Origin of the sequence: Oceanobacillus sp. FSL K6-0251, assembly GCF_038004725.1 — a bacterium.
Taxonomy (GTDB): Bacteria; Bacillota; Bacilli; order Bacillales; family Amphibacillaceae; genus Oceanobacillus; species Oceanobacillus oncorhynchi.
Genome location: NZ_JBBORS010000001.1, coordinates 1,803,938 through 1,829,858, shown reverse-complemented (window position 1 = coordinate 1,829,858; position 25,921 = coordinate 1,803,938). Strand labels below are relative to the sequence as shown.

General features: G+C 39.0%; 11 protein-coding genes. All 11 read right to left on the bottom strand.

The genetic code is table 11. The features are described 5' to 3' along the window. Nucleotides 1-71 precede the first annotated feature (71 nt). The 11 genes from MKY45_RS09230 to MKY45_RS09180 all read right to left on the bottom strand — a co-directional run bounded on the left by MKY45_RS09230 (nucleotide 72) and on the right by MKY45_RS09180 (nucleotide 25,917). Complete coding sequence (locus MKY45_RS09230) at nucleotides 72-857, bottom strand: ComEC/Rec2 family competence protein (RefSeq protein ID WP_341172856.1); 786 nt, start codon at nucleotides 855-857, stop codon at nucleotides 72-74. Between the two features lie 310 nt (nucleotides 858-1,167). Further along, a complete protein-coding gene (locus tag MKY45_RS09225; RefSeq protein ID WP_341172855.1) occupies nucleotides 1,168-9,189 on the bottom strand; it encodes a Cna B-type domain-containing protein in 8,022 nt (2,673 codons plus the stop codon). 484 nt (nucleotides 9,190-9,673) lie between these two features. Continuing rightward, nucleotides 9,674-12,718 carry a hybrid sensor histidine kinase/response regulator gene (locus MKY45_RS09220; RefSeq protein WP_341172854.1) on the bottom strand — a complete coding sequence of 1,015 codons (3,045 nt, stop codon included), beginning with the start codon at nucleotides 12,716-12,718 and terminating at the stop codon, nucleotides 9,674-9,676. A 28-nt stretch (nucleotides 12,719-12,746) separates the two neighbouring features. After that, nucleotides 12,747-13,745: a response regulator gene (locus MKY45_RS09215; RefSeq protein WP_341172853.1), complete on the bottom strand. Its 999-nt coding sequence runs from the start codon at nucleotides 13,743-13,745 to the stop codon at nucleotides 12,747-12,749. Nucleotides 13,746-14,189: 444 nt separating this feature from the next. After that, nucleotides 14,190-17,219, bottom strand: a complete 3,030-nt coding sequence (locus tag MKY45_RS09210; protein ID WP_341172852.1) for a hybrid sensor histidine kinase/response regulator — start codon at nucleotides 17,217-17,219, stop codon at nucleotides 14,190-14,192. A gap of 33 nt (nucleotides 17,220-17,252) precedes the next feature. Then, nucleotides 17,253-18,239 (bottom strand): response regulator, encoded by a 987-nt coding sequence (locus MKY45_RS09205; protein WP_341172851.1) that lies wholly within the window; start codon nucleotides 18,237-18,239, stop codon nucleotides 17,253-17,255. Nucleotides 18,240-19,440: 1,201 nt separating this feature from the next. After that, nucleotides 19,441-21,585, bottom strand: coding sequence for an ATP-dependent Clp protease ATP-binding subunit (locus MKY45_RS09200; protein ID WP_193065378.1), 2,145 nt, complete (start codon nucleotides 21,583-21,585; stop codon nucleotides 19,441-19,443). Between the two features lie 399 nt (nucleotides 21,586-21,984). After that, nucleotides 21,985-22,767, bottom strand: a complete 783-nt coding sequence (pdaA, locus tag MKY45_RS09195; protein ID WP_341172850.1) for a delta-lactam-biosynthetic de-N-acetylase — start codon at nucleotides 22,765-22,767, stop codon at nucleotides 21,985-21,987. Nucleotides 22,768-22,827: 60 nt separating this feature from the next. Then, nucleotides 22,828-24,135 carry a Na+/H+ antiporter family protein gene (locus MKY45_RS09190; RefSeq protein WP_332094480.1) on the bottom strand — a complete coding sequence of 436 codons (1,308 nt, stop codon included), beginning with the start codon at nucleotides 24,133-24,135 and terminating at the stop codon, nucleotides 22,828-22,830. 128 nt (nucleotides 24,136-24,263) lie between these two features. Beyond that, the gene (locus tag MKY45_RS09185; protein WP_379542156.1) at nucleotides 24,264-25,058 is read right to left on the bottom strand and encodes a YfkD family protein; all 795 of its coding nucleotides are present in this window, start codon (nucleotides 25,056-25,058) and stop codon (nucleotides 24,264-24,266) included. 172 nt (nucleotides 25,059-25,230) lie between these two features. Further along, nucleotides 25,231-25,917, bottom strand: a complete 687-nt coding sequence (locus MKY45_RS09180; protein ID WP_042533407.1) for an amino acid ABC transporter permease — start codon at nucleotides 25,915-25,917, stop codon at nucleotides 25,231-25,233. Nucleotides 25,918-25,921: the final 4 nt, after the last annotated feature.

Below are 25,921 nucleotides of genomic sequence, written 5' to 3'. Positions count from 1 at the left end.
ATCCGCTCCTTCATATCTTTATTATACTATAATGATATCATTTTTGTATTAAATTGTAAAAGATATGATGTTTACCCTGCCTGTTCCTCCACAAATTTTTGGATTGGATTCATTCTCGGATTTACAATTAACGTCTCCCCATCCGTTTCAACTGTAATACTGTCTAAAGCAGCAGTAGAATAAATCAGCGCATTAATTTCGTATAGATGTTCAATCACCCGAGGAACAGGATGACCGTAGTTATTATCTTTGCTGTAGGTTAAAATAGCAATTTCAGGGTCTACCGCTTCTAAAAAAGACATACCCGTACTTGTATTCGAACCGTGATGCCCGATTTTAATCAATTCCGCGTCGACATCATGTTTTTTTTGTATTTCTTTTTCTTCTTTTTTACCGACATCGCCCATAAAAAGCATATCTGTTTCTTCATAATTAAGCTTTAAAACTAACGAGGATGCATTAGGAGAAGTCAAAGACTGCGCTGCATTCCAAATATCCAGTGAAATCATTGGATCAATCTCAATCGGAGTATCTTTTTCAGCAATCGTCAGCGGTATTTGTAAATCACGAATCCGGTTCATGTACGCTGCAAATGTTTTTGTCGGGTGAAGCTTGCCGATATCAAGCACACCGCCTACATCTATCTCATCCAGGACCTTTACTAAACCGCCAATATGATCGACATCTGGGTGGGTAGCAATCATTAAATCAATTTCATTAATCCGCCGTTCCTTAATATAGTTAACCAGAGTATCGCCAGCCTCCGGAGGTCCGCCATCAATTAAAATAGTCCGGTCTAAAGGCGTCTCGATTAAAATACTGTCTCCTTGACCAACATTAATAAAATGCACCTTCATTACAGGCATTTCCTGTTCTGCATGGGCGGTTGAAGGGATATGAAATTGTATTGTTATCAGTATTAGTAAGAGGATGAAAACGCTTTTTCGCATATTTTAAATACCTTCCCTTCTTTTTCATTAGTGTGAGCAAAAAGAAAGCTCGATATGACGACAGGTGATTGGTAATTGTTGAAAGGAATTTCTGCTATTGTTTTATGCAGGCGATATGTAAGTAAGATGTCACATTTAATTTTTTCTTTTTAAAACAGAAAAAGAGGTTATTACCTTTAATTGGCAATAACCTCTTTTTTAATTAAATCCGTTCTATCTAGTGAGAGGAGCGATTACGAACTCGGTATACAATCATTAGAATTGCACCGGCTGCCAGTAATCCTAAGCTGATAAGCAATAAGTTGAACATGGATGTTGCTGTACCTGGCAATGCTTCTCCATCATCACCTTTATCGGTCTCAGCACCTTCTCCAACTTTAGGGTCTCCCGATTGTTCAACGGAATCTCCATCTGTTTTGCCTTTTCCATCAGCGGTTGATTCACCAGAATCTGTTGCTTCTTCCCCTGATTCTTCTGGGTTTTCAGGATCTGTCGACTCTTCTCCCGGCTCTCCTGGAGTCTCAGGATCTGTCGGTTCTTCTCCCGGCTCTCCTGGTGTTTCAGGATCTGTCGGTTCTTCTCCCGGCTCTCCTGGTGTTTCAGGATCTGTCGGCTCTTCTGATTCTGCTTTCACAAAACCAAAGTCTAATGTTGGATCATGTTCTCCGTCTTCTGTTAAATGTCGAGATATTGCAAACCATATAGATGAGTCAATTGAATTATCATTGCCCACTTCTTCCAAGGTTGGGACATATCCTTCCAAGGCTTCTGCGGATGCTTCACGATCAATTCGTACAATGTACGTTTTATCGATTGGCAGATTTTCAAAGATATAATATCCATTTTCATCTGTGGTTACTGGTCCTACTGGATTTCCGTAGACGTCTGTTACTGGATTTCCGTCTTTATCTTCAATCGTTAAGACGACTCCTGGGAGCGGAATATCCGTTTCGTCTTGCAGGCCGTCTTTGTTCACATCAATCCATACATAATCCCCTACACTTACTTTTGCCGGGCGATTAGTGATAGTGAATCCATCTGCCGCATTTCCTTCTACATTATCCGTTACATACCCGTTAACAGCTGCTTCTTCCACTGTATAGGTAATCTCTGCTCCAGCTGCAAATTTAGGCATATTTGTAAACTCAAATGTCCAACCCGTGTCCGCAGTGATTTCTGCTGAATCCACTTCTTCTCCATCTGCTAACAAACTAACAGTGATGGAATCTGGGCGTTGATCAACATAATCATTGTCATCCCAGATTTTCGTTCCTTCTAAATCAATCAACTCTGGCTCATGCGTATTCGTAATGACGTAGCCGTCCTCCGCATTTCCAGTTGTTTCTGCCTCATAACCGTCAACGGCTGCTTCTTCCACCGTATACTCGATTAATTCGCCGTTTTTAAATTTATCCAAGCCCGTAAAATCTGATTGCCAGTTATTTAATTCATTCAATTCGATGAAATCTATTTCTTCCCCATCAGCTAGTAAATTCACTGTAATGGATGCCGGACGAATGCCATCCTGGTTTTCCGCATCCTCCCATGCTTTAGAAACATGAACACTGGTTTGTGCCGGTTCATGATGGTTGGTTAACAGGATATTTCCATGGTCGGCATCATTGACAGAGACTTCATAGCCTTCTGGCACAGATACTTCTTCTACGGTGTAGTTAATTTCTTCACCGCCATTTTGGTATGCATCCAGTTCAGACCATGTATGCATCCAGTCATTTTCTGCAGACAGAATAACCGTATCGCCAACTTCATTTTCCCCTGCATATAATTGAACCTCAATCTGTTCAGGGCGAATGCCGTCTTGGTTATCATTGTCGTTCCATCCTTTTGAAACAGTAACCGATGTTTGTTCTGGCGTGTAAGCATTAGTGACAGTCACACTGCCGTCATCACCGGTTTCCAGTTCGGTTGAATACTCCGCAACGGAATCTTCCGTCACACGATATCCAATTTCTTCTCCATTACGATTTTTCGGCAAATCTTCAAACGTATGGGTCCAACCGTTTTCTTCATTCAATTCAGCTGTTCCAACAATTTCCGATGCATCATTGATGACATTTACAGTCACGCTGTCTGGGCGGACCCCATCCTGATTCTCTGCATCATCCCATACTTTGGTAACAGGAATTTCAACTGTATCTGGTGTACGGTTGTTTGTAATCAACACGTTTCCATTAACTTTTTCTACAGTTGGCTCCTCATAACCTTCTGGGACATTTGTTTCTTCTGCCGTATAGTTGATTTCCTGACCGCCGTCTTGGTAAACATCTAATTCTGTCCAAGTATGCTTCCAATCATTTTCTGATGATAAGCGAACAGGTTTGTTAACAGGTTCTCCATCAGCGAATAATTGAACGGTTACATGTTCTGGTCGGACGCCATCTTGGTTATTGCCGTCATCCCATCCTTTCGTAACAGTCAAGGATGTTTGTTCTGGCGTGTAGCTGTTGGTAATGACAAATCCATCTGCTTGTTTTACAGCAGTTGCCCCGTAGCCTTCGATGGCATCTTCTGTAATACGGTATTGGATTGCTTTCCCATTATCATATTTCGGTAATCCTTCAAACACATGAGACCATTCGCCATTTTCATCTGCAGTTACTTCTGCTGTCTGGACAATTTCAGACTTTCCATTGATGACATGAAGCGTAATACTCTCTGGTCTGTTTCCATCTTGGTTATTGCCGTCATCCCATACTTTTGAAACTGGAATATCAATTAATTCCGGCTCATAGCTGTTGGTAATCGAAATTGCTCCGTGATTTTCGTCATTTATATCTGACTCATATCCTGCTGGAACATCGACTTCCTTCACTGTATAATCAATCGGTTTTCCGCCATCGCGATTCGCATCTAAACCAGACCATGTGTAGGACCAATTATCTGCTGCTGTAATGAGCACCTCATTTCCTAAGGCTTCTCCGTCTGCAAGCAATTGGACGCGAATGCTGTCTGGACGCTGACCGTCTTGATCATTTTTATCATTCCAGAATTTATTGACGGTAACAGAAGTCTGCTCTGGCGTATGTTCATTCGTTACAGTAAATGTTCCATTACCATTATTGGAAATAGAAGTGGAATAATCTTCTACTGTATCCTCTGCCACGCTGTACGCAATTTCTACGCCATCACGATATTTTGGTAAGTTCTCAAAAACATGTGACCAAATTCCATCGTCATCAGCTGTTATTTCTTCCGTTGCTACAACGTTAGAACGATCATCATAAAGATGAACCGTAATGCTTTCCGGTCGTGCTCCATCTTGGTTATTGGCATCTTCCCATGCTTTTTCTACTGTAATATCCGTCATTTCCGGCGAGTAACTGTTTGTGATGGTATAGCCATTTTCAGTACTTCCACTAACAGTACTTTCGTATCCAGCCGGCACATTTGATTCTGCAACAGTATAGTTAATCCGCTCTCCATTTTGGTATTCATCTAAACCGGCAAACGTAAATTCCCAATTATTAGTTTCATTCAAAATGATGAAGCGCTGTGTTGCTTCGCCATCTGCAAACAGACGTACTGTAATGCCGTCTGGGCGGGCGCCATCCTGGTTATTTGCATCTTCCCATACTTTTTCTACCGGGATATCTACCGTACCTGGTGTATAGCTGTTTGTGATAACAAATCCGTTTTCTGCATCTCCGGCAATATCACTCTCATACTGCTCTGGTACGTCTATTTCTACAACGGTATAAGTAATCTTATCTCCGCTATTATCCAGCTCCGGTAAATCTGTAAATGATCCTTGCCATTCATTTTCATTGCTTAGCGTGATATTTTCCGTATCAGTCTCCTCACCATTTGCAAATAATGCAACTTCAACGGATTCAGGACGATTGCCATCCTGGTTGTTCGCATCCTCCCAAGCTTTCTCCACTGGAATTTCAGTAGTTGGAGATACGAATTCATTTGTAATCGTTAATCCATCTTCGGAAACAGATTTTTCATAGTTTTCTGGGACAGTTACTTCATCGACCGTATAGTTATACTCATTACCCTCGATATCAGTTTTATCCAAGTCCGTCCATGTATATTCTGTTTCACCGTCTTCCAAGGTTACCGGATTTCCAACTGCTTCTCCATCTCTGGATAATTGCAGTTCAATGGATTCCGGGCGATGATTTTCGCCGCCTTGCCATTCTTTCGTGCCTGTTACATTAATTTTTTCCTTGGTGTTTTCGAAATTAACCTCATGAACGATTTCATTTTCACCATATGGCTCATCTACATTAATTTCGATTTCTTTATCGGATAACACGTAGCCATTTGGTGATTCAATTTCTACCAAGATATAGGTCCCTAAGAATAAGTTTCCTACTTCTAAAATACCATTCTCAGTAGTAAATTCGCCCATTAATACTCTCTCTTCATTTACAACTCGATATAATTCAAAAGTTGCTCCTGAAGATTTGATTACTTCTTCAGTAGCTGAATCAACTTTAGAAAGTTGGATAGCTCCACGATCTATTCGGAATTCTCCACCAACCCATGAAAATTGTCTTGCTGAGATTTCGTTTGTTTCTCTCGTTACTGTCTCAATTTCTTTCCCCTTAAGGTCTACTGTATTATTAACAGTTTGCCCATTTTCGGCAATAACGATAGTGGTATAAGTGATTGTTAGAGCTTCCGTTAAATCCTCATCAAAAGAGATATTTAAAATTGTTTGGCCATCTTCAGTAGTTTCTGTTTCAAGCGTATAACCAATCTCTTCACCACTACTTGTAACAATAGTCAAACTGTCTTCTACAAATGACAGACCAGCACTAATTGTATCTGTAAGTGTTGCATCACTTATTCTTGAAAGGCTTTCATTAGCAGTGATTTTCCATTCAAGTTCTTCACCAATATAAACTTCGCTTACATCAGGCAGAACTTCTTTATTCAACACGTTATCCCATCTGTCATAATGCACAGATGAAGAATAAGGATATTCTACTTCTTCAGTTGTTACTTCCGCATGGTTTACATAATTTTCTTCTGAAATGTCTGGAACTCTTGTTTCAAACTGAATGACATATCTTTCAGTTACTTCACCATTAAAGTTAACAGTAAGTTCATTACCCTCAACTTCTACAGTATAATCATCATTAAGAGTTAATTCAGTATCAGTAATTGTTGTATTACCACCTGCATCTACTTCATAAACAGATACTGTGATACTGTCTTCAATGATTTCTCCGTCATAACCTAATGTATCAGTAACTGAAACATTTTCCCCAAGATTATGCTGATGATAGTTAAAGTACACTTGCCAAGCGATTCTTCTATCAGATGCATCGGACCAACTATCTGAATCAACAAGATTCCCTTCTTTAAAGCCACTATTCCAAGCATTTTCTATTACACGTTGGCTAGCATCGTCTTCTTCGTTAATTTCACGATTATTTTCCGTTATTCCTTCAAAATGTGCGTGGTTTCTATAAAGACCAGCTTCATCTTCATTAGAATGAGGAATCAATGAATTTCCGTCTTCATCCACAAATTGCTCGTCATAAGAAGTAGTATAGTTCACTACTAATTCTGCTTTTTCTATTTCCCGATTGAATACAATTGTAAAGCCATTTTGGTATCCACCCTCAATTGGAGCAAGTGTATAATCTTCTCCTGAAACAAGATTTTCATTACCAAGAGTAATTTCAACTGTCCCTGGCAATAAGATTAGCCCATCATTTGTGAAGGTATCAGTAATGGTAAAACCTTCATTGATGTCTTCTCTCGTAGGATCGACATTTAAACGCCAATTAATTGTTTTCTCATTATAGTTAATTCCATCAAAACTCTTTTGATACGTATTTGCATGTGGACGGATTGTAGCATCTCTATCTTCGCCACCTTCACCAACACCGTCACCTTCCATACCTACAGTGTTTGTAAATGCATCCGCATTATTGAAATTATCAATACTAGTCGTATATTCAATTGTAATTGTTTCCGTACCAACATCTGGCAAATCAATTGTTAATAAGCCATCTTCTTCATCATGAGTCGCTCCAGAGAATTCATTACCATTTTCACCTGTAATTGTAATGTTTGTTAATGTTAATCCCTCTGGCAATTGGTCTGTTACGGTAACATCGCCCAATAGATGTTTTGCTTTGTTTACAGTAACTTTCCAAGTAACTGTACGATTTTCATAATCAATGTTGCCCGCTTCTACTTTCTCAAGAATCGGGCCTCTATCGAACTGAACTGTTGCGTCATCATCGTTCAATTCTTCATCACCATCAAAAAGAATGGCTGTATTTGTGAACCCATTATTCTCTTGGTATTCACCCTCATTAACTTCTGACCAATTAATTTCAGTCAGGTAAGTGATTGTATATGTTTGATCTGGGCTTACTTGACCTAATTCGATTGGGAAGTCATCAGCTTCGATAACAGAATCTCCACCATTTAAAGAGATATTAATAGATCCTGGAACAATTTTTAAACCGTCTGGTAATTGATCCTCAACCCTGGCATCATCAATAGACATACCATTTTCATTAACGATAATGGTCCATTCAATCTGGTCACCCGATTCTGAATCAACTCGATTTCCTTCTTTCTGGATCGGATTACTTCTTTCACCTCCAGAAACGGTTGCTTGTGCTTCCAAGTCAATATTATCACTTACAAATGTCGCATCATTGGTGAACTGTGCTACATTAATATCTTCAATTGACGTTGTATAATTGACCTGATACCCGCTTCTTCCATCGATAGAATCGAATGTCATTTCAAACCCATCGCCAGTAAGAGTTGGGGCGTTAAAATCGTCAATTGGATTTCCTACGATTTCATTACCATCCACATCGATAGTGATTTCTCTAACTTCAAAATCACGTGCTTCGACAAGACCGTTTGGAATAACATCGGCCAGCATTCCATTCTCTATTGCCTCGTCAGCACCATTCACAATATTAACTGTCCAATAAACTTCTTTTGCATTGACAGGGCTATCCGTACGACCGGATTTATCTAAATCTGTATTAACTTCTGTCGGTGTAACTTGAACAGTTAAATCTCTTTCACCATCGCCATCAAAATCAATCTCTTGCTCCCATTCCTCAGTGAATATTTCTCGGTCAAAATTTAATTGGAAACCTACGTATCCATTTTGAACACTTTGATCCTCAATGTTCTCATCGAATGTAAAAATCAATTCACCATCATTAATGGTAAATGTTCCTACTTGGGTACCTTCTACCATTATAGGTTGATCTGGCGTATTTACCCAATGTAGAAATACATCTGGCAATGGCATAGATGCTGTATCTCCAGCTTGAATGGTTTCATCTGTTTCCCAGCTATATTGAACCTCATAAGTTCCATCAAAATCAACTTCATGACCGTCTTCAACATTTTCACCATCTAGTCTAAACCACTCAAAGGTAAAGATATTCCCTAACTCAGCCTGAGGTCCAACCTCAGATGCAGCAGAAGGCGCAATATTTTCTTCTTCAGCCGCTTCTTCCTCTACGGCTTCCTCGGTCCCTTCTTCTTCAGCCGCTTCTTCCTCTACGGCTTCCTCGGTCCCTTCTTCTTCAGCCGCTTCTTCCTCTACAGCTTCTTCGGTTCCTTCTTCTTCAGCCGCTTCTTCCTCTACAGCTTCCTCGGTTCCTTCTTCTTCAGCCGCTTCTTCCTCTACAGCTTCCTCGGTCCCTTCTTCTTCTTCAGCCGCTTCTTCCTCTACAGCTTCCTCGGTCCCTTCTTCTTCAGACACTTCTTCCTCTACAGCTTCTCCGGTCCCTTCTTCCGTTGACCCCTCTTCTACAGCTTCCTCAGTGGTCTCTTCTCCTTCAACAACTTCTTCTTCCTCTTCTAAAGGCAATTGCAGCTTCAATGTACCCTCAGCTTCTGAATGCTCCAGTGCCGATTCATTAAACGTGACACGAATTATATCTTCTGTTGTTTCAAAGGAGGCAATTTCCACCTCTTCCCCTTCCGAAGATATTGTGCCCTCCTGTTCGATTAATGCTACAGGAGAATTAAAATCTACAGGCTGGTTTACATCTTCTAAATCATAGTCTGCAAGCGACCAGTCTATATGTAGAAGCCAACCATCATCTTCCTCGGAAAAAGATCCTTCAGAAATGCTTTCAAAATCAAAGAACGTATCATTTTTGTTTTCTTCTGCATACGCCATTTGTATAGGTGCAATACCTGTTACAACGGACTGCATAACAAGAAGAAAAATCATAAATATACTGGCTCTTTTTGCTCTTCTCTTCAATTATTCCAGTCCTCCTTTTTTATTTAGTTTTTAATCACTGCTGGAATACGGAAAACCGACACCTCCTAATATCTCTGTATCTTTAAAATGATTTCTATTCTGCTGAAAAGCATAAAAGAACGTGTTCTAATAGATGAATAGATGATTGCTATTCACAAAAACGCTCTGACCTTAAACTTATTCAACTGACAGAAACATTTTAAAGTTTCATTTGACTGCACACTCATCCTCTAATCCGTACCATTTTTCTAGTATTCATGAAGTAAAATTTCAATTTATCCCGTTATATTAGAAATGAGCTTTTGTAGTCATTTTTATCATAACTTACGGAGTATACCCAGAAAATAGTATGTATATATACAAATTCTATACAGCCTGATAATCCAGAAATATACCAATATCTGTATGAAACTAACTAAAGATACCTTCCTTCTATTAAGCAGATAAAACACTTAATAAAAGGAAGGTTCCATGAATGTACATCTTATTCTGTTGGAGGCAAGTCCACCTCAAAAAATACTTTCAATCCTTGCTCCCTCAAGCTTACTATCTGCAGCCCCTTCCCAAAATGCTGATGCAATCGTTTATCCACATTAAAAATCCCAACACTTGATTTACTGTCAGATTCTCTGTTTAAAATGGTTTGCATTTCCGCTTCTTCTATACCTGCCCCATCATCCTCCACCGTAATCGTTGCTTTGTTTCGGGAGATATTTTTTATACATCTGATGGTGACGGTTCCTTTGCCCTGTTTGTTTCGAATACCATGCTGTACCGCATTTTCCACTAATGGCTGGATGGAAAGGAATGGAACATAGATCTCCTCTTCATCTTCCAGATCCCACTTCACCTGTAAAGCTTCGCCAAAGCGTACCTGTTCAATATACAAATAGGAGCGGACGATATTTAATTCTTCCTTCAAGGGGACCAGCTCTTTCATATGCTGAAATTGAAATTTACTTCTCAATAAATTACTTAATTCGTTCAGGAGTCTTCTCATTCCTTCTACGTCTAATTCGCTTAACGCCATAATAGAATTCAATGTATTAAATAAAAAATGCGGCTGTATCTGTGCCTGCAGCCAAGAGGTCTCCATCTGTACCTGCTTCTCGGCAACACGCTTCAATGTTACCAAAGAATCCATACGTGCTTTCAGTTCAACCGGTTCGACAGGCTTGGTGATATAATCATTTGCCCCGGCTAAAAAAGCTGCCTGTATATCCGTTGTTCCTCCGGTAAGCAGCAGGACAGGCAATTCTGTCAGAGAAAAGCGTTCCCGAATTATTCTGGTAAGCTCATATCCTGATATTTCCGGCATCATTACATCTGAAATAACGAGATCCCACTCCCGCTTTTTCATTTTTTCCACAGCCTGTTTAGCGCAGGAAACAAATACCGGCTGATATGCATCATCGGGAATAATCGCCTTTAAAGCCAACAAACTTGACGGATTATCATCGACAACCAGGACAGATGGCATCTGAGCATTCTTTTTGTTTGGCTGTACTGTTTGTTTCTTATCTTCTTTCGGCACCGGCTTTTCTACTGTGCTTTCAAAGGCCAATGCTGCCGCTTCTTTCCTTGCCAGTGCTAACGTGAATGTAAAGGTTGTCTTTTCTCCTTTTTTAGAAGAAACTTGGATTTTCCCGCCATGAAGTTCTACTAACTGTTTCGTAATATTTAATCCTAACCCAAAACCGCCTTCTGACATTTTATTTTCCGGGTGCCCCTGTTCATAAGGCTGAAAAATGCGCTTTTGAATCTCCTCGCTGATTCCGATGCCTGTATCTGTTACTTGAATTTCTGCGTCATATTCTTTGATAGAAGCAGAAACTGTGATTGAACCTTGATGGGTAAATTTAATAGCATTTCCTATCAAATTAAACAAAATTTGTTTCACCCTATTTTCATCTGCATATACCGGAGGAAAGTCTTTAGAAATCAGATTGACGATGGGCACATTCTTTAAATCGGATGAAAAACGCAATGCATCAATAATCCCTGTGATAATCGGATTCAATGCAATCACCTGTCGATTTAAACTTGGTTTATTAACCTGTAAGTTTCTAGTTTCCAATAAATCTGCCAGCAGCAGATTCATTTGCTGCCCTACGTTCAAGACGGTATTCAATTCCGTCATGCTCTGTTTGGACAAATTTGTTTCTTCCCTGTCCCGCACCGCCTTGGAAAGCAATAATATACTATTTAAAGGATTACGGAATTCATGAGATGTATTTGCCAGAAATTGATCTTTTTCCTCATTCACTTTTTTCAATCTCTCCGCTAAATCTTTTGTCTCCTTATGCTTTTGAAAATATCTCTGAAACCAGACAATCGTATAGCAGGTTACTGCCATTAACATATCAAACGGATAAAAAGTCAAATAAATACTTTTTCCTGACCATATATAATTCCATATCCCATGGTTGGAAATTGCAATAAACCCAAGGAGCATAAGATTTTTCGCCTTTGGATTATTCTTAAACATCAGAATAATCGAAGTGCTGGTAACAACTACAGTAAAAAAAGCAAATATATTATATATGGGGCGAAGCGCTAAAATTTGCGGCATAGGCAAAAAGATAGTGACCACAGCTAATACTGCCATCCCCCATTGAAAAAATGGAAAGATTTTATTCCAATAAGGCAGCTTTTGATGATCGGTACATTGAACCAATGCATAAAAAATGATTAAATACACCGTATGGATCATCCAAAATTCTAATTCATAATTCAAATTAAAAAATTGCTGCAGCAATTTTTCACCAGTATAAAACAAAAAACCTGAAAATAAACTAAAGGCCAGCAACGAGAAAGAAAGTACTTTTCTATCTCTTCCCCCAATAAAATAAATAATCAAGGTGTATACCGTATGCATGAACAGAATAGCTGCAATGACAACTTGTGAATAGTTTGTGAGCTGTACTTCTCTCGTAATCGTTTCATCTGTCCCAAACCGAAGCGAGAGATAAATACCGCCATCTCTGCTGTCGATAAAATTGGCAGCCTGAATGACAAGATCTATATTTCCATTTTCATCCGCTGAAAAAGTCACTGTTTTAGGCATAATATCCGCAACATACGCAGCTTCTGTTTCCGCCAACCGACCCGTCTCCGCTACTATCTGTCCATTCACATAGATTTCCGATGATGTACGGATGTTTGGTATGTATAATTTAAAATTCCGGTCATCCTCCGGCTGTACCCTTACCTGCAGCCTATAAGTCCCATAACCAAAAGGAGAGCCCAGATTATTCTTCCAGCCGTGGGGCACTTGAATTGTTTCCGGCACTTCAGCAGAGAAGACATCATCCTGCATCAAAAAATGCGAGGGATAAAACTCCCACTCCCCGTCCAACAGCATCGATTGCCCTTCTTCTACTTCCCATGAGCTTAAATCAAGCTTTCCTTCTTGAATATCGGGAGTTATATTTTCTTGAAATAACCCTGCCCAAATTAGACGCAAAACTGACAAACTGATTATACAGAGAATCACAAAAATTCCCGATCGGATAGTATCCCGCTTCATTTATATCAACTCTTTTTCATGGATATCTCTAAATCCATGATTTTTCTTTTACAATCTCTGCCGCTTCCGCATCAAAATCGGTTAAACCTCTTAATTTTGAAATATTGTAGGAGGACGATTTCTCATAACGATGCAGATATGCTGACAATCGAATGATAAGCTCCAGCCATAAATCTCTCAGTATTTTTCTCTCGCTAACAGCCCAAAGGTAATCAAGGCCGGCTAAATACTCGTCTTGATACGCGTCCAGTACTTTGAAGTACTGCTCGGTATTTATGTTCTCTTTTTTTAATAAATCATACGCTGCAAGCTTAAATTCTCGCGACTGAATCTGTACATCATAATCGATATCAATTTGATAAAATTCTTTTTGACTGATAATTTTAATAGGTGCGTCTATTTGCTGCATGACCTTTCTAATCTGATATACCGTTGTATACAACTGAGCATTCGCTTTCTCCCAGGGAAGGTTACTCCACAGCAAATCAATCAATTCACTTTTCCGGATAGTATCTTCATGATGATGAATAAAATAAGCAAATAATTCTTTTGCTTTGGACGTTCTCCATTTTATATCAATCCGCTTATTCCCTTGGTATATTTGCAAAGCTCCTAAATCCCTAAGGACGGTCGTCCGGTTTTCAACTGCTTTATCCTGATCTGTCATCTTTCTTTCAATTATCCGCTGTACAGTTATAGCTAAACGTTCCTGTTTTACAGGCTTTAATATGTAGTCTACTGCATTTAGTTCAAAAGCTTTAATCGCATAATTATCATATGCCGTAACAAAACCAATATGTAAGGAAGGATTGATGTTTAATAGCTGTTCCGCTAAGTCTGTGCCTTTCATAGCAGGCATATGTATATCTATAAATACAGCGTCTATTTGTTCAGTCTGAATATGTTGAATCAAGTCTTCTGGATTCATACATTTCCCTGAAACATGCACTCCTTCTATTTTACGCAACAGTAAATCCAAATATTGTAATGCCAAAGGTTCGTCATCAATAATAGCAATTTGAAGCATAGAATCTCCCCCTGATTATTTATCTTTTAGTATTTCTAGGATATATATATTCAAGGATACATGATGATAAATAGTAGCTATCTGATTTTTTCTATACAAATTCTATACAAACGCCTGCGTTATCATCCATACTTCCAGTTGTCTTTCCCCTGCTTCAGCTTTCAAAATATGATTATGAAATTTTCTGTTATTTCAATAATATCCTATTACGCGATATAAATTTGCTTTTTATAGAAGTTTTATATCGGTATTAAATGGAATAAATAATTATTTATTGCTGTTTCCACTTTTCAAAATCCGAACATACGATAGGATGAGTAAATAAAGCTTCATCCGACAGGAATACTTTTCTTTCCGGACGAATGAAGCTCTTTTTTACTATTACCTTACTTATCAGGTACTTCTATTTCAATGAAGGCGGTAGAATACCCCACACTGAATATATTATATATCTATTTCAAAGGATACGCTCGTTCCCTTATTCAAAGAACTGATAATGGTTAATCCTTTCCCGTAATGCTGATGCAATCTTTTTTCTACGTTTAATACACCTACTCCTGATTCGCTATCCGATTCTCCTTTTAAAATGTTAGGAATGTCTGCTTCATCTATTCCTGCCCCGTCATCTGTTACGGTAATCACTGCTTTGGAGCGGGCAGGATCTTTTTGAAAGCTTATGGTCACCGTTCCTTTTCCCTGTCTGTTTCTAATTCCGTGCTGAACCGCATTCTCCACTAATGGCTGGATGGATAGAAAAGGTACATTGACTCCCTCCTGTTCATCCAGCTTCCATTTTACCTGCAAAGCTTCTCCAAAACGGACTTGCTCAATAAATAGATAAGAACGAACAATGTTTAATTCTTCTTCTAAAGGTATCAGATCCTTCATTTGCTGAAACCGAAATTTACTTCTCAAGAAATTGCTGAGTTCATCGAGAAGCTTGCGCATTGCCTCTACATCCCACTCACTCAAGGCCATAATCGAATTCAGTGTATTAAACAAGAAATGCGGCTGTATCTGAGCCTGCAGCCATGCGGTTTCTAATTGTAATTGCTGCTCAGCAACACGCTTCATTGTGATTAAAGAGTCCATCCGGGCTTTCAGCTCGACTGGCTCCACAGGTTTGGTAATATAATCATTTGCTCCGGCCAAGAAGGCCGCCTGAATATCAGCATTTCCTCCGGTCAGCAGCAGGACAGGGAGTTCTGTCAGGGTATAACGTTCTCTAATCATGCCGGTAAATTTATAGCCTGATATTTCCGGCATCATAATATCGGAAATGACTAAGTCCCAGTCCCGCTTCTTCAGTTCTTCGAGCGCTTGCTTCGCACTGGTCACCGTCATCGTATCGTATGCATCTTCTGATAAAATGGAGTTTAATGCTAATAAACTCGCCGGGTTATCATCAACCAGTAAAACTGCCGGAGTCTGGCCGTCATGTAATCGTGTTAATTCAGCATCTGCCTTTTCCGGATACTTGACATCCGTTTGTTTCGTCTGATTAGATAGCTGTACAGCTGATTGCGGAGAGGCTAATTCTAAAGTAAACGTAAAAGTTGTTCCCTCCCCTTCTTTCGAGGAGACCCAAATACTTCCTCCATGAAGCTCAACCAGCTGTTTCGTAATACTTAATCCCAGCCCGAATCCGCCCTCCTGCATTCCACTTGTTGCATTATCCTGTTCATAAGGAAGAAACAACCGTTTTCGCATTTCTTCATTGATTCCAATACCTGTATCCGTCACATGGATTTCCGCATACTTTTCTTTTTTTGCTGCGGATATAATGACTTCTCCCTGACTCGTATATTTAACAGCGTTTCCTGCTAAATTAAATAAAATCTGCGTTACGCGATTTTCGTCCGCATAAACTGCTGGAAATTCCTTAGGTATCTTATTGACCATTTGCAGCTGCTTCATATCTGATGAAAGCTGTAATAAGTCCAGGACGCCGGTTGCAATAGGCTCCAGGGCAACTGCCTGCTTGTTCAACCGCGGTTTCGTACGATTTAAATTCCTCGCTTCCAGCAAATCTGTTAATAAAAGGTTCATTCGCTTTCCGACGTTCAATACCGTATGAAGTTCACTTACACTCCGCGTTGACAATACTGCTTCTTCCCTATCCATGACAGCCTTAGAAAGCAGCATGATACTATTTAAAGGATTGCGGAACTCATGAGAAGTATTCGCCAGAAATTGATCTTTTTCTTGATTCATCCGCTGTAAGCTGGACGCCAATTCTTTTGTTTCTTCATGCATTTGAAAATACCCTTTAAACCAGACAATGATATAGCATACGACCGCAACAATCAGATCAAATGGATAAAACGTTAAATAAACACTTTGTTCCCTCCATGTTAAATCCCATATATAATGATGAACGACAGCAAAAAAACTAAGTACAAGGAACATATTCGTTGCAGGATTCTGTCTATACAGCCGGACTATAGAGCAAAATGTAACGATAATAACTATAAAAGCAAATAGATAATAAACAGGAAATAAAAATAGAATCTGCGGTATGGATAAAAATAAGGTTATTCCCATCATGGTAAATATACTCCATTTATAAAAAGGAAATATCCTTTTCCAATATGGCAGCTCCAGATGATTGGTACATTGCAGCAAAGCATAACACCCCAGCAGAAGCAAGGTATTCGCTATGCGAAAATCGAAATCATAAGGTATATTGAAAAACTGGTGAATCAGTTTATCTCCATTACTTAAAAGAGATGTCATAATCATGCAGAACATCAACATAGAAAAATACAATAGATACTTATCCCGATTTCCTATCAGATATAAAATGAAGGTATATACTGCATGAATTAAAAAGATAACAATGATGCTGATTTGAAAATAACTGGACAGCTGCGTTCCGCTTGAGATAGCCTGCTCTGTCCCAAATCTCACAGAACGAATAATACCGCTGCTTCTGATATCTTTATAGTTGGCTGCTTGAATAACGATATCGATAATACCTTCTTCATCTGCTGTAAAAACGACTCTCTGCGGTAAATTTTTTGCAGTATATTGTTCTTCTTCTGCAGCTATCTCCCCCGATGATGCCAGTTTCCTTCCGTTAACATAGATCTCCGATGAACTGCGAATACTTGGTATGTATAATCCATAATTTTGTTCTGCATCACGATTCACTTTTATTTGCAGTCGGTAGCTGCCATATCCATAGGAAGAACCTAGTATATCATTCCATCCTCTGGGGACTTCTATAATATCTGATTCCCCCTGCACCGAGCTCTCCTCCATAATAAAGCGGGAAGGGTAAAACTCCCACTCTCCATCTAAAACCAGTGTTTCTTCCTCTCCCGGATCCCAAGTTTGGATATCAAGCATCCCATTTTGAATATCGGGCTGTACCTCCTCTTGAAAAAGCCCCGTCCAAATCAAACGGAAAGCAGATAAACAAAGCATAAAAACAAGCAAAATAACTGTCAGCTGAATCGCATTTTTTTTCATTCTTCTCCACTCTTCCAGTTCCATTTTCTAATGCTATAGTTTTTCATTTACTAATATTCGAGCTTCTTCGTCAAAGCTTACCAGTGCACTTATTTGAGAAATATTACGAGATGAAGGAGACTTATTTTGAAGAGTATCCTTTATCAGATTATCTACGATCTGCAGCCAAATGTTCCTTATCTCCTTTCTTTCTTCCAAAATCCAATCCGATTCTATCCCTTGCAGATAATCCCCTTGATATGTTTCTAATAATTTCATATGTGCTTTAACTGATATATCATTCTCCTGCAAGGCTCTCCATGCTGCTTGTTTCCAGCCAATAGATTGAATAACCACTTCTTCTCCTAAAGTTATTTCATAAGATTCCTCCTGACTGACTATCTTAATCGGGAATCCCATTTGCTGAATTACCTTTCTTATTTGATACACGGTGGAATACAATTGTGAATTGGCCTTTTCCCAGGAGAGGTGCGCCCACATGAAATCTATCAATTCTTCCTTTCGAATGGTATTTCTATGGTTTTGAAGAAAATAAAAAAATAGCTCCTTTGCTTTCGACGTTCTCCACTTTACTTCTATCGGGCTCTCTTCCTTATAAAATCGAACTGCACCCAGGTTTTTGATATGATACGCTGCCTTTAGCGGGGTTTTATGTAATATTTCATCCTTCTCTTTGATGCGTTCAATGGTCAATTGCAGCCTTTCTAACTGTACCGGCTTCAAAATATAATCTAACGCATTCAGTTCAAATGCTCTGACTGCATACTCATTATAGGCTGTGACAAAAGCAATATTTAGAACGGGCTTGATATTTAACAGCTGTTCAGCTAAATCGATTCCTTGTATATCAGGCATATGAATATCCATCAATACGGCATCTACATCCTCCGTTTGAACATGATTTATTAACTCTGTCGCATTGTTAAATTTACCGGTAACCTGTACTCCTGCTATTTTATTTAAGAGAAAATCCAAATACTGCAACGCCAATGGTTCATCATCAATGATACAAATCTTCACGCTTTCATCTCCATCCGTTTTTATCGTATACATAATATTAGAAAAACTTCCATTGCGGTTAAAGCGAGTTTGAAAACATCTTTTTGCTTTTTATACAGATGCTATCTGGTGATAAACGATTCTATTGCTTTGATTTTCAAAAACTGGTCCTTATTCTTTTTATACCATATATTGCACAAAAAAACCTTACTTTCTCACACATTTTAATTCTTTTATACAGCGGGATCGTCAGCTTTAAAGCAGGAGGTTAATTTTTCTCGAAATATTATACACTCAACTTTCGCATCTTAAAAAGTTAACTTCCTTTCCGTAGAAATAGGAGTTGATTTTTTCTTTGGCAACTCCCTTAATAAAGTAATAAGAGGTGTAGTGTAAAATACCGCTGCGGCGGACCGTTTTGCTTTCCGACGTACAGGACGTACTAGTGCAGGCGTTGCAACAGGACGTTGCGACCTTAGCCTGCCTAGGGGCACGCTCTTCAGCTAACTTTTGCCAAGAAGATCGCTTGGCAAAAGTGGATCTTCAGATGGTGCTGATCCCTCAGGAGTCAAAACGGTCCGCCTCCGCTAGTAAGGTGTTCTATACGTGAACTATCTGAACAAACAAAAGATTGTTCAGATAGTTCAGACAGTTCAGATGGAAGAGATTTTTTATGGTGCATGGTAAAATGTTCAGCAATGATTACTTTTTGTGCATGAAAGCTATTCTTGATGTTAATTATTCATGCTGTCATCATTCGAACTGCTAAACCAACCATTTGAAATAACGTAATGATCGTGTCATCAAGTGATAGAGATACTATTTCATCCAAATCAACAGGATGTTATTTCTTATATTCGCTGTAGAATCCTAACTAAGCGGAGGCCAACCACGGAGACTCCTATGGGAACAGGGCGAGCTGAAGATCCACTTGAAAAGCGGTCTTCTTTTCAAGTTAGCTGAAGCCGTCCCTATGGAAAGCGGAGTGGTTGGTCGGAGCGGAGCTATGCACAATCAACAATTCCAAAATGGCCGGATATGTAGCCAAAAGCAAGCATGCTACTGGAGAACATGTTCACCCTGAAATAGCAAGATATATATGTATTCTTAGGTGGGAAAGTGAGTTATACATAAAAAAAGACCAGCTAACGCAATCAATGAGTCAGCTGATCTATTTTATGCTTTATTTTATTTGATATGCCTAATACCATTTCACCTTATATTAAGATGCATTGGAAACAACAATTTCTTCGTCTTCAACATCCACATGAATGTCTGTTACATCTTCTCCTTCAAGGATCAAATCTGTTAATTGATCCTCTACTTTATCCTGGATAACACGACGTAATGGTCGTGCGCCAAAGCGTGCATCATATCCTAATTGAACAAGACGTTCTTTTGCTGCATCAGAGATAGTGATGGTAATTTGATTTTCCTTCATGGTTGCTTCTAAATCATGCAGCATAAGGTCTACAATTTGCAGTAAATCTTTTTCTTTTAATTCATTGAAGTTTACAATCGCATCGAAACGGTTCAAGAATTCAGGTTTGAAATAGGTGCTTAAGTTTTCCATTGTCGCAACAGATTCATGTGTTTTCGCATTAAACCCGACATTTACTTTTTTCTCACCAGTTCCAGCATTACTTGTCATAATGATAACCGTATCCTTAAAGCTTACTCTTCTGCCGTGAGAATCGGTTAAATGACCGTCCTCCATGATTTGCAGGAACGTATTTTGCACATCTGGATGTGCTTTTTCAATTTCGTCCAGCAACAGAATAGAATATGGGTTTCTGCGGATGCGTTCGGTCAGCTGTCCAGCTTCTTCATGACCGACATATCCTGGCGGTGAACCGATAATTTTAGACACCGCGTGTTTTTCCATATACTCACTCATATCCAGACGAACCAGCGCATCTCTCGTACCAAACATTTGCTCAGCCAGTACCTTCGTCAACTCTGTCTTACCAACACCGGTAGGACCGACAAATAGGAAGGAACCGATTGGACGCTCTTTTGCTTTTAATCCGGCACGGCTGCGGCGGATGGATTTCGCAACTTTCTCTACTGCTTCTTCCTGTCCGATAACTTTGGAACGAAGATCGTCAGCTAAGTTTTTCATTTTTTCTTTTTCATCTTTTTGCATTTTCGTTACAGGTATACCTGTTTTTTCTTCTACAATTAATTGAATATCAGAAACGTCTACATCCAGTGTTTTCTCGCCGTCTTCAACTTTTTCCAATTGTTTTTGTAATTGGATTTCTTGATAACGGAGATTTGCAGCACGCTCATATTCTTCTTTTTCGGCTGCTTCCTGTTTTTGTTTCACTACTTCATCTAAGCGCTCTTGCAAGGAATCAGAATCTTTCTGAGCGTTAGCAAGATTTAATCTGGAACCGACCTCATCCATTAAGTCAATTGCTTTATCCGGCAGGAAGCGGTCTTGGATATACCGGTTGGATAAACCGACAAATGCTTCAACGACTTCATCAGAATAGCGGACTTCATGGAATTTTTCATAACGGTCCTTGATACCTTTTAATATTTTCACTGCATCCTCTAAGGATGGTTCTTTTACGATAATCGGCTGCAGACGTCTTTCCAGCGCCGCATCCTTTTCAATCTGGCGATATTCTTTCAATGTTGTTGCGCCAATTACTTGCAGGTCACCGCGTGCAAGAGCTGGCTTCAAGATATTGCCTGCATCCATTTGTGAGCTTTCTGCAGTACCTGCTCCAACAAGCAAATGGATTTCATCGATAAATACAATCACGTCGTTACGCTCTTGCAGCTCAGCAATCAATTTATTCATCCGCTCTTCAAATTGACCGCGGATACCAGTGTTTGCGACTAAAGAAGCGACATCCAGCAAGTAGATTTCCTTGTTCATTAATTTAGCAGGAACATTTCCTTCTACAATATTTACAGCCAGTCCCTCTGCTATCGCTGTTTTACCAACACCTGGTTCACCGATTAATACCGGATTGTTTTTATTTCTTCTATTTAATGTTTCGATAACTCGTTTAATTTCTTTATCTCTGCCAATGACAGGATCAATCTTTCCTGCTCGTGCTTGATCAGTAATATTTTTTGCTAACTGATCAATCAAGCCATTTCCATTGTTTGATTTTTGTTGTGTTCTCGTGCGTGCGTTTGCACCACTTTGCTGATTTCCTTGGAAAAAGTTGTTGGCAAATGATTGATCCATATTGCCAAATGGAGAATTAGAGAAAAAGTCGCTGTTCATCATATTTCCTTGTATTTCTTGTAAACATTCATGGCAAAGATGCACTTCCATACGCTGTCCATTCATTTGCATTTGTGCATTAATCGTTGCCTCATTTTGTCCACAGTTTTGACATTTCATTTCTCATTCCTCCTTATAACTTAGTCAGATAGCCTATTTATTCGTTGTTTTGACTTTGACTATCTTTGACTATATTTACATTATACTCTGACCTTCTTTGACTTTCAAGTGTTTTAGTCAAATTTTTTTACTTTTTTTTGACCTTTATCTTTTATGCTAGTTTACATATAGGCTAACCCGTTAGCCCGCAAGAGATTTAACAGCTTATATATTCGTCTGATTTTTGGCCAAAGAGGTCAACACACACAAATTTCTTATAAAAAGAAGACTTTTTCTTTTCCATAAGGATGATTTGTTTTTGAAGTATATCAAAAAAACTGTCCTTTTAGAAGCGTAACGGTTTATCAGAATTGTTTCTTCTGACTTTCATCCGTTTCTTCTATATAAGGACAGTTCAACTTAATAAGGAAACTGTTTTGGCAATTGCTTGCTTAGCCATAAATCGTCTAAACTTTTAAATTGGTACCCTTCTTTCTTTAAATCCTGAATGACTTTTTCCAAAGCGGTTGCATTATCACTGGAAACTGCGTGAAGTAAGATAATGGCTCCTGGATGTATCTGCTTCATAATTTCATCGTAAGCATAATCTGCACCTTTTTGTGAGTTGGTTTCCCAATCTTTAAAGGCTAATGACCAAAATACATGGACAAGCCCTAGCTCTGTTGACCATTTTAATGTATCTGTACTAAAGGTTCCCCGGGGCGGCCTGACATAAATTAATTCATCCTGATCACTGACCTCTGCAACGGCCTGCTCTAAATCCTGCAGTTCTTTGTTAATGGCTTCCTTATCCATCACGGTAAAGTCCGGATGGTGATAGGAATGGTTGCCAATAATATGTCCTTCATCGACCATCCTTTTGACCAGTTCAGGCTCACTCTCTACATAATGCCCTGTCACAAAAAAAGCGGCAGGAACCTCTTCCTGCTTTAATACATCTAATATTTCCGGCGTAAACCCTTGCTCATAGCCATTATCAAATGTCAGATAAAGGTTTTTATCACCGGAATCGTCCACATAAAAAGCATTGTATTTATCCAATACCTCCTGATAAGAGCCAATTTGAGGCGGTGTATGATTGGAGTTCTTTTGATATCCCCATCCGTATGCGCAACCGGTATTCATTGGAAATACGCATAAGAAAAAGGCAAGTGAAAGCAGCAAAGTGATTGTTCTTTTCATTTCAAGTTCACCTACTTTTTTCTCTTACCTTTTCCTTTATAACTTCATTTTATTCACTTTTTAAAGAACCATTGCAGCAATCCATCCGAAAATAAATAAGGGAATATTATAATGGATGAAGGTTGGCACGCATGTATCCCAAATATGGTCATGTTTTCCGTCCGCATTGAGTCCGGAAGTTGGTCCAAGCGTACTGTCTGAAGCTGGCGAACCGGCATCTCCCAATGCTCCGGCTGTACCGACTAAAGCTGCTGTTGCTAAAGGCGAAAAGCCAGTTGCCAAACAGATAGGAACAAATAGAGCAGCAACAATCGGGATTGTTCCGAATGATGTCCCGATACCAATCGTAATAACCAGACCCAGCAGTAACAGAACAAATGCAATTAACGGCTTATTATTTCCTAATGCAGAAACAGATACCTCCACTAATTCCGATACAGCTCCTGTTTCCTGTAAAACATTTGCAAAACCGGCAGCTGCAAAAATGATAAAAGAAATCATCCCCATCATGGAGATTCCTCCTGCCATCACAGAATCCAGTTTTTTAAATGGCAATGCTACCAGAACGAACATAGCAATAATCCCCGTCAATGCTCCCAGAATCAAATCTTGCGTTATAATTTGAACGATAAGTGCCGATATAATAGCAATAATCGTCATTACATGCTGTTTGCCGAAAGTGATTTCTTCGACCAGATCTTCTGTTTTTATTTTTTCTTCCTTCATTGAATCTTTAGATGCTTTATCTTTTCTATAAGTAAATAGAATACCGATTAAAAGTCCAACAATCATTCCAGAACCGGGAATAAGCATAGATAAGGTTACTTCATATAAAGTAATTTCTCCCCCATTGGAGTTTAGGCCATCCAAAATCAAGCTTTGGAAAAGTAAACCAAAACCGGCCGGAATCATCACATAAGGTGCTTTCAAACCAAATGTCAGAGCCAATGCTACAGCCCGGCGATCCATCCGCATTTGATCAAATACTTTTAACAGGGGAGGAATCAATATAGGAATAAAAGCGATATGAACCGGCACCGCATTTTGTGATAAACACGCAACACCAGCTAATGCAAAGAGCATCATTGTTTTCTTCCCTGTTAATACACGAATAATAAAATTCACTAAAATTTTTGTAATCCCTGTATAACTGATAGCCACTGCAAAAGCTCCTAACAATATATAGCTTAATGCTGTATTTGCAGAGTTCCCCATACCAGCTACCAGCAATTCAACAGAATCTGCAAATCCTAACCCGGACATTAACCCGGCAGCAATTGTTGAAATTAAAATAGATAAAATAACATTAACCTTTAATAAACATAAAACAGTCATTAATAGGACTGCTGAAAGAACAACCCATTCCATTTTTCTTCCCCCAATAATCATCACATTTCTCTTTAATACTTTACCATAATAAAGCAATAAAGATTAAATTGCAATATATTTTTGCTGAATATGTAAAAAGGACTGTCTTTTCGACAATCCTTTGACGTTTATTTCACTTTAAAGGAGAAAGATAAATAATCCTGTACAGGGATCCAAGCTCCTATTCCTTGCTTAGTTACATTCTTAATTTGAATGGTTTTATTGGATCCTTTTAATTCAATATATACTTCCCCGAATGTCACCTGCCCTTTCTCATTAACGGCCGGCGCATAAGCATCCAGTATTCCATGCTTTTCCATTGGGATATTATACGAATTAGTTAATTTTGTATTATGACCGATAACGGCCTGATACGAAAGAGGAAGCTTTGTATTTTCGCTGGCTTTTAACAGCATCATCGTTTTTATTTGTTCCGGATTACTTATTTTACTGGTCAGGGCGCCATTTATTTCTTTTTCTTCCTGCTGATAATAGCTCATCTCCTGGGCTTTCTCACCGCCGACATTATTCATTTCATTTTTATTGATATGCTGGTATTCCCAATTAATATTTGATTCCGCAGATTGATAATTGATTGGCCACCTTCCCAGATAAACCATACCGCGATATCCAATTGCTATAGGAGATGGTTTGATACTGCTTTCATTCAAAATCTTAATCAGCTCCGGATTTTCGATTGGAATGCCGACGTCTTCGATCAACTCTTTCGTTAACTTGCTTGGTTCAATAATCTCCTGGTCTTCTGTTGAATTCGGAAATGTGTTTTCTTTTGAGATATCCAATACATGGCTGGGTATATTCAATCCTTCTTTTATTTCTTCAGCAAAGCTGCTGATCGGCATCAAAAGCCAGGTTAAACATAAAAGAAGTGTAAAAAAATAAGCACGATTGCATTTTTTCATTCCCGTACCTTCCTTTCTTTTTGTTTTATTTTTTCTGAAAGGAGGGAAACTATACACGAGAAGCCTTGAGACTTTTTGGAAATTATAAAGCAAGCGGAGCAATGTAAAAAAAGAGACACCGGAATGTCTCTTTTTTACCTTTTGTTAGATTCTGTTATTTCATGCAATACACTTATTTTACAAATACACTATATTTTTTCTCTAAACGATCCTGCAGCATGCCGATTAAAATACATACCGGCCAATAAATAAGCGCCACCAGCACGTACATGGTCATTGCATCAAATTCTCTTCCAGCGACAATTTGCGCTTTTTGAAATAACTCAGGCACTGTAATCACTGCTGTCAAAGACGTCGCCTTCACAATATCCATAAAAACGTTTGTTAAAGGCGGAATGGCAATTCGTGTAGCCTGGGGCAGTATAATCTTACGCAGTGTCAGCCAATAAGACATATTCAACGCCCGTGAAGACTCCCATTGTCCTTTTTCCACACTATTTAATGCCGATCTGTCGATTTCTGCAATATATGCGGCACTATTCAGACCTAATCCAATAATTGCCGCATGGACAGCGACAAGCTGAATTCCAGCAGAGGGTAAACCCAGATAGAGGATATATAAAAAAACAATAATTGGTGTTCCCCGCATAAAGGATATATATAGTCTGGCCGGCCATCTCAGGAAAATATTTTTAGAGCCTCTTGCCAAAGCTAACAACAGCCCCAAAACAAGTCCAATCAGCATACTGCCGATGGAAATCAGTAATGTTATCGGCAGCCCGCCAAGAACAAATGGCAGGCTCTCCCAAGCTAATTGAACATCAAAAAAACCGCCAAAATCAATATTGGTTATATTCATTTTA

Coding starts and splice junctions, on each gene's coding strand:
- MKY45_RS09200 (WP_193065378.1), bottom strand. CDS start 21,585: ATGAAATGTCAAAACTGTGGACAAAATGAGGCAACGATTAATGCACAA.
- MKY45_RS09210 (WP_341172852.1), bottom strand. CDS start 17,219: ATGAAAAAAAATGCGATTCAGCTGACAGTTATTTTGCTTGTTTTTATG.
- MKY45_RS09180 (WP_042533407.1), bottom strand. CDS start 25,917: ATGAATATAACCAATATTGATTTTGGCGGTTTTTTTGATGTTCAATTA.
- pdaA (WP_341172850.1), bottom strand. CDS start 22,767: ATGAAAAGAACAATCACTTTGCTGCTTTCACTTGCCTTTTTCTTATGC.
- MKY45_RS09220 (WP_341172854.1), bottom strand. CDS start 12,718: ATGAAGCGGGATACTATCCGATCGGGAATTTTTGTGATTCTCTGTATA.
- MKY45_RS09185 (WP_379542156.1), bottom strand. CDS start 25,058: ATGAAAAAATGCAATCGTGCTTATTTTTTTACACTTCTTTTATGTTTA.
- MKY45_RS09230 (WP_341172856.1), bottom strand. CDS start 857: ATGAAGGTGCATTTTATTAATGTTGGTCAAGGAGACAGTATTTTAATC.
- MKY45_RS09190 (WP_332094480.1), bottom strand. CDS start 24,135: ATGGAATGGGTTGTTCTTTCAGCAGTCCTATTAATGACTGTTTTATGT.
- MKY45_RS09215 (WP_341172853.1), bottom strand. CDS start 13,745: ATGCTTCAAATTGCTATTATTGATGACGAACCTTTGGCATTACAATAT.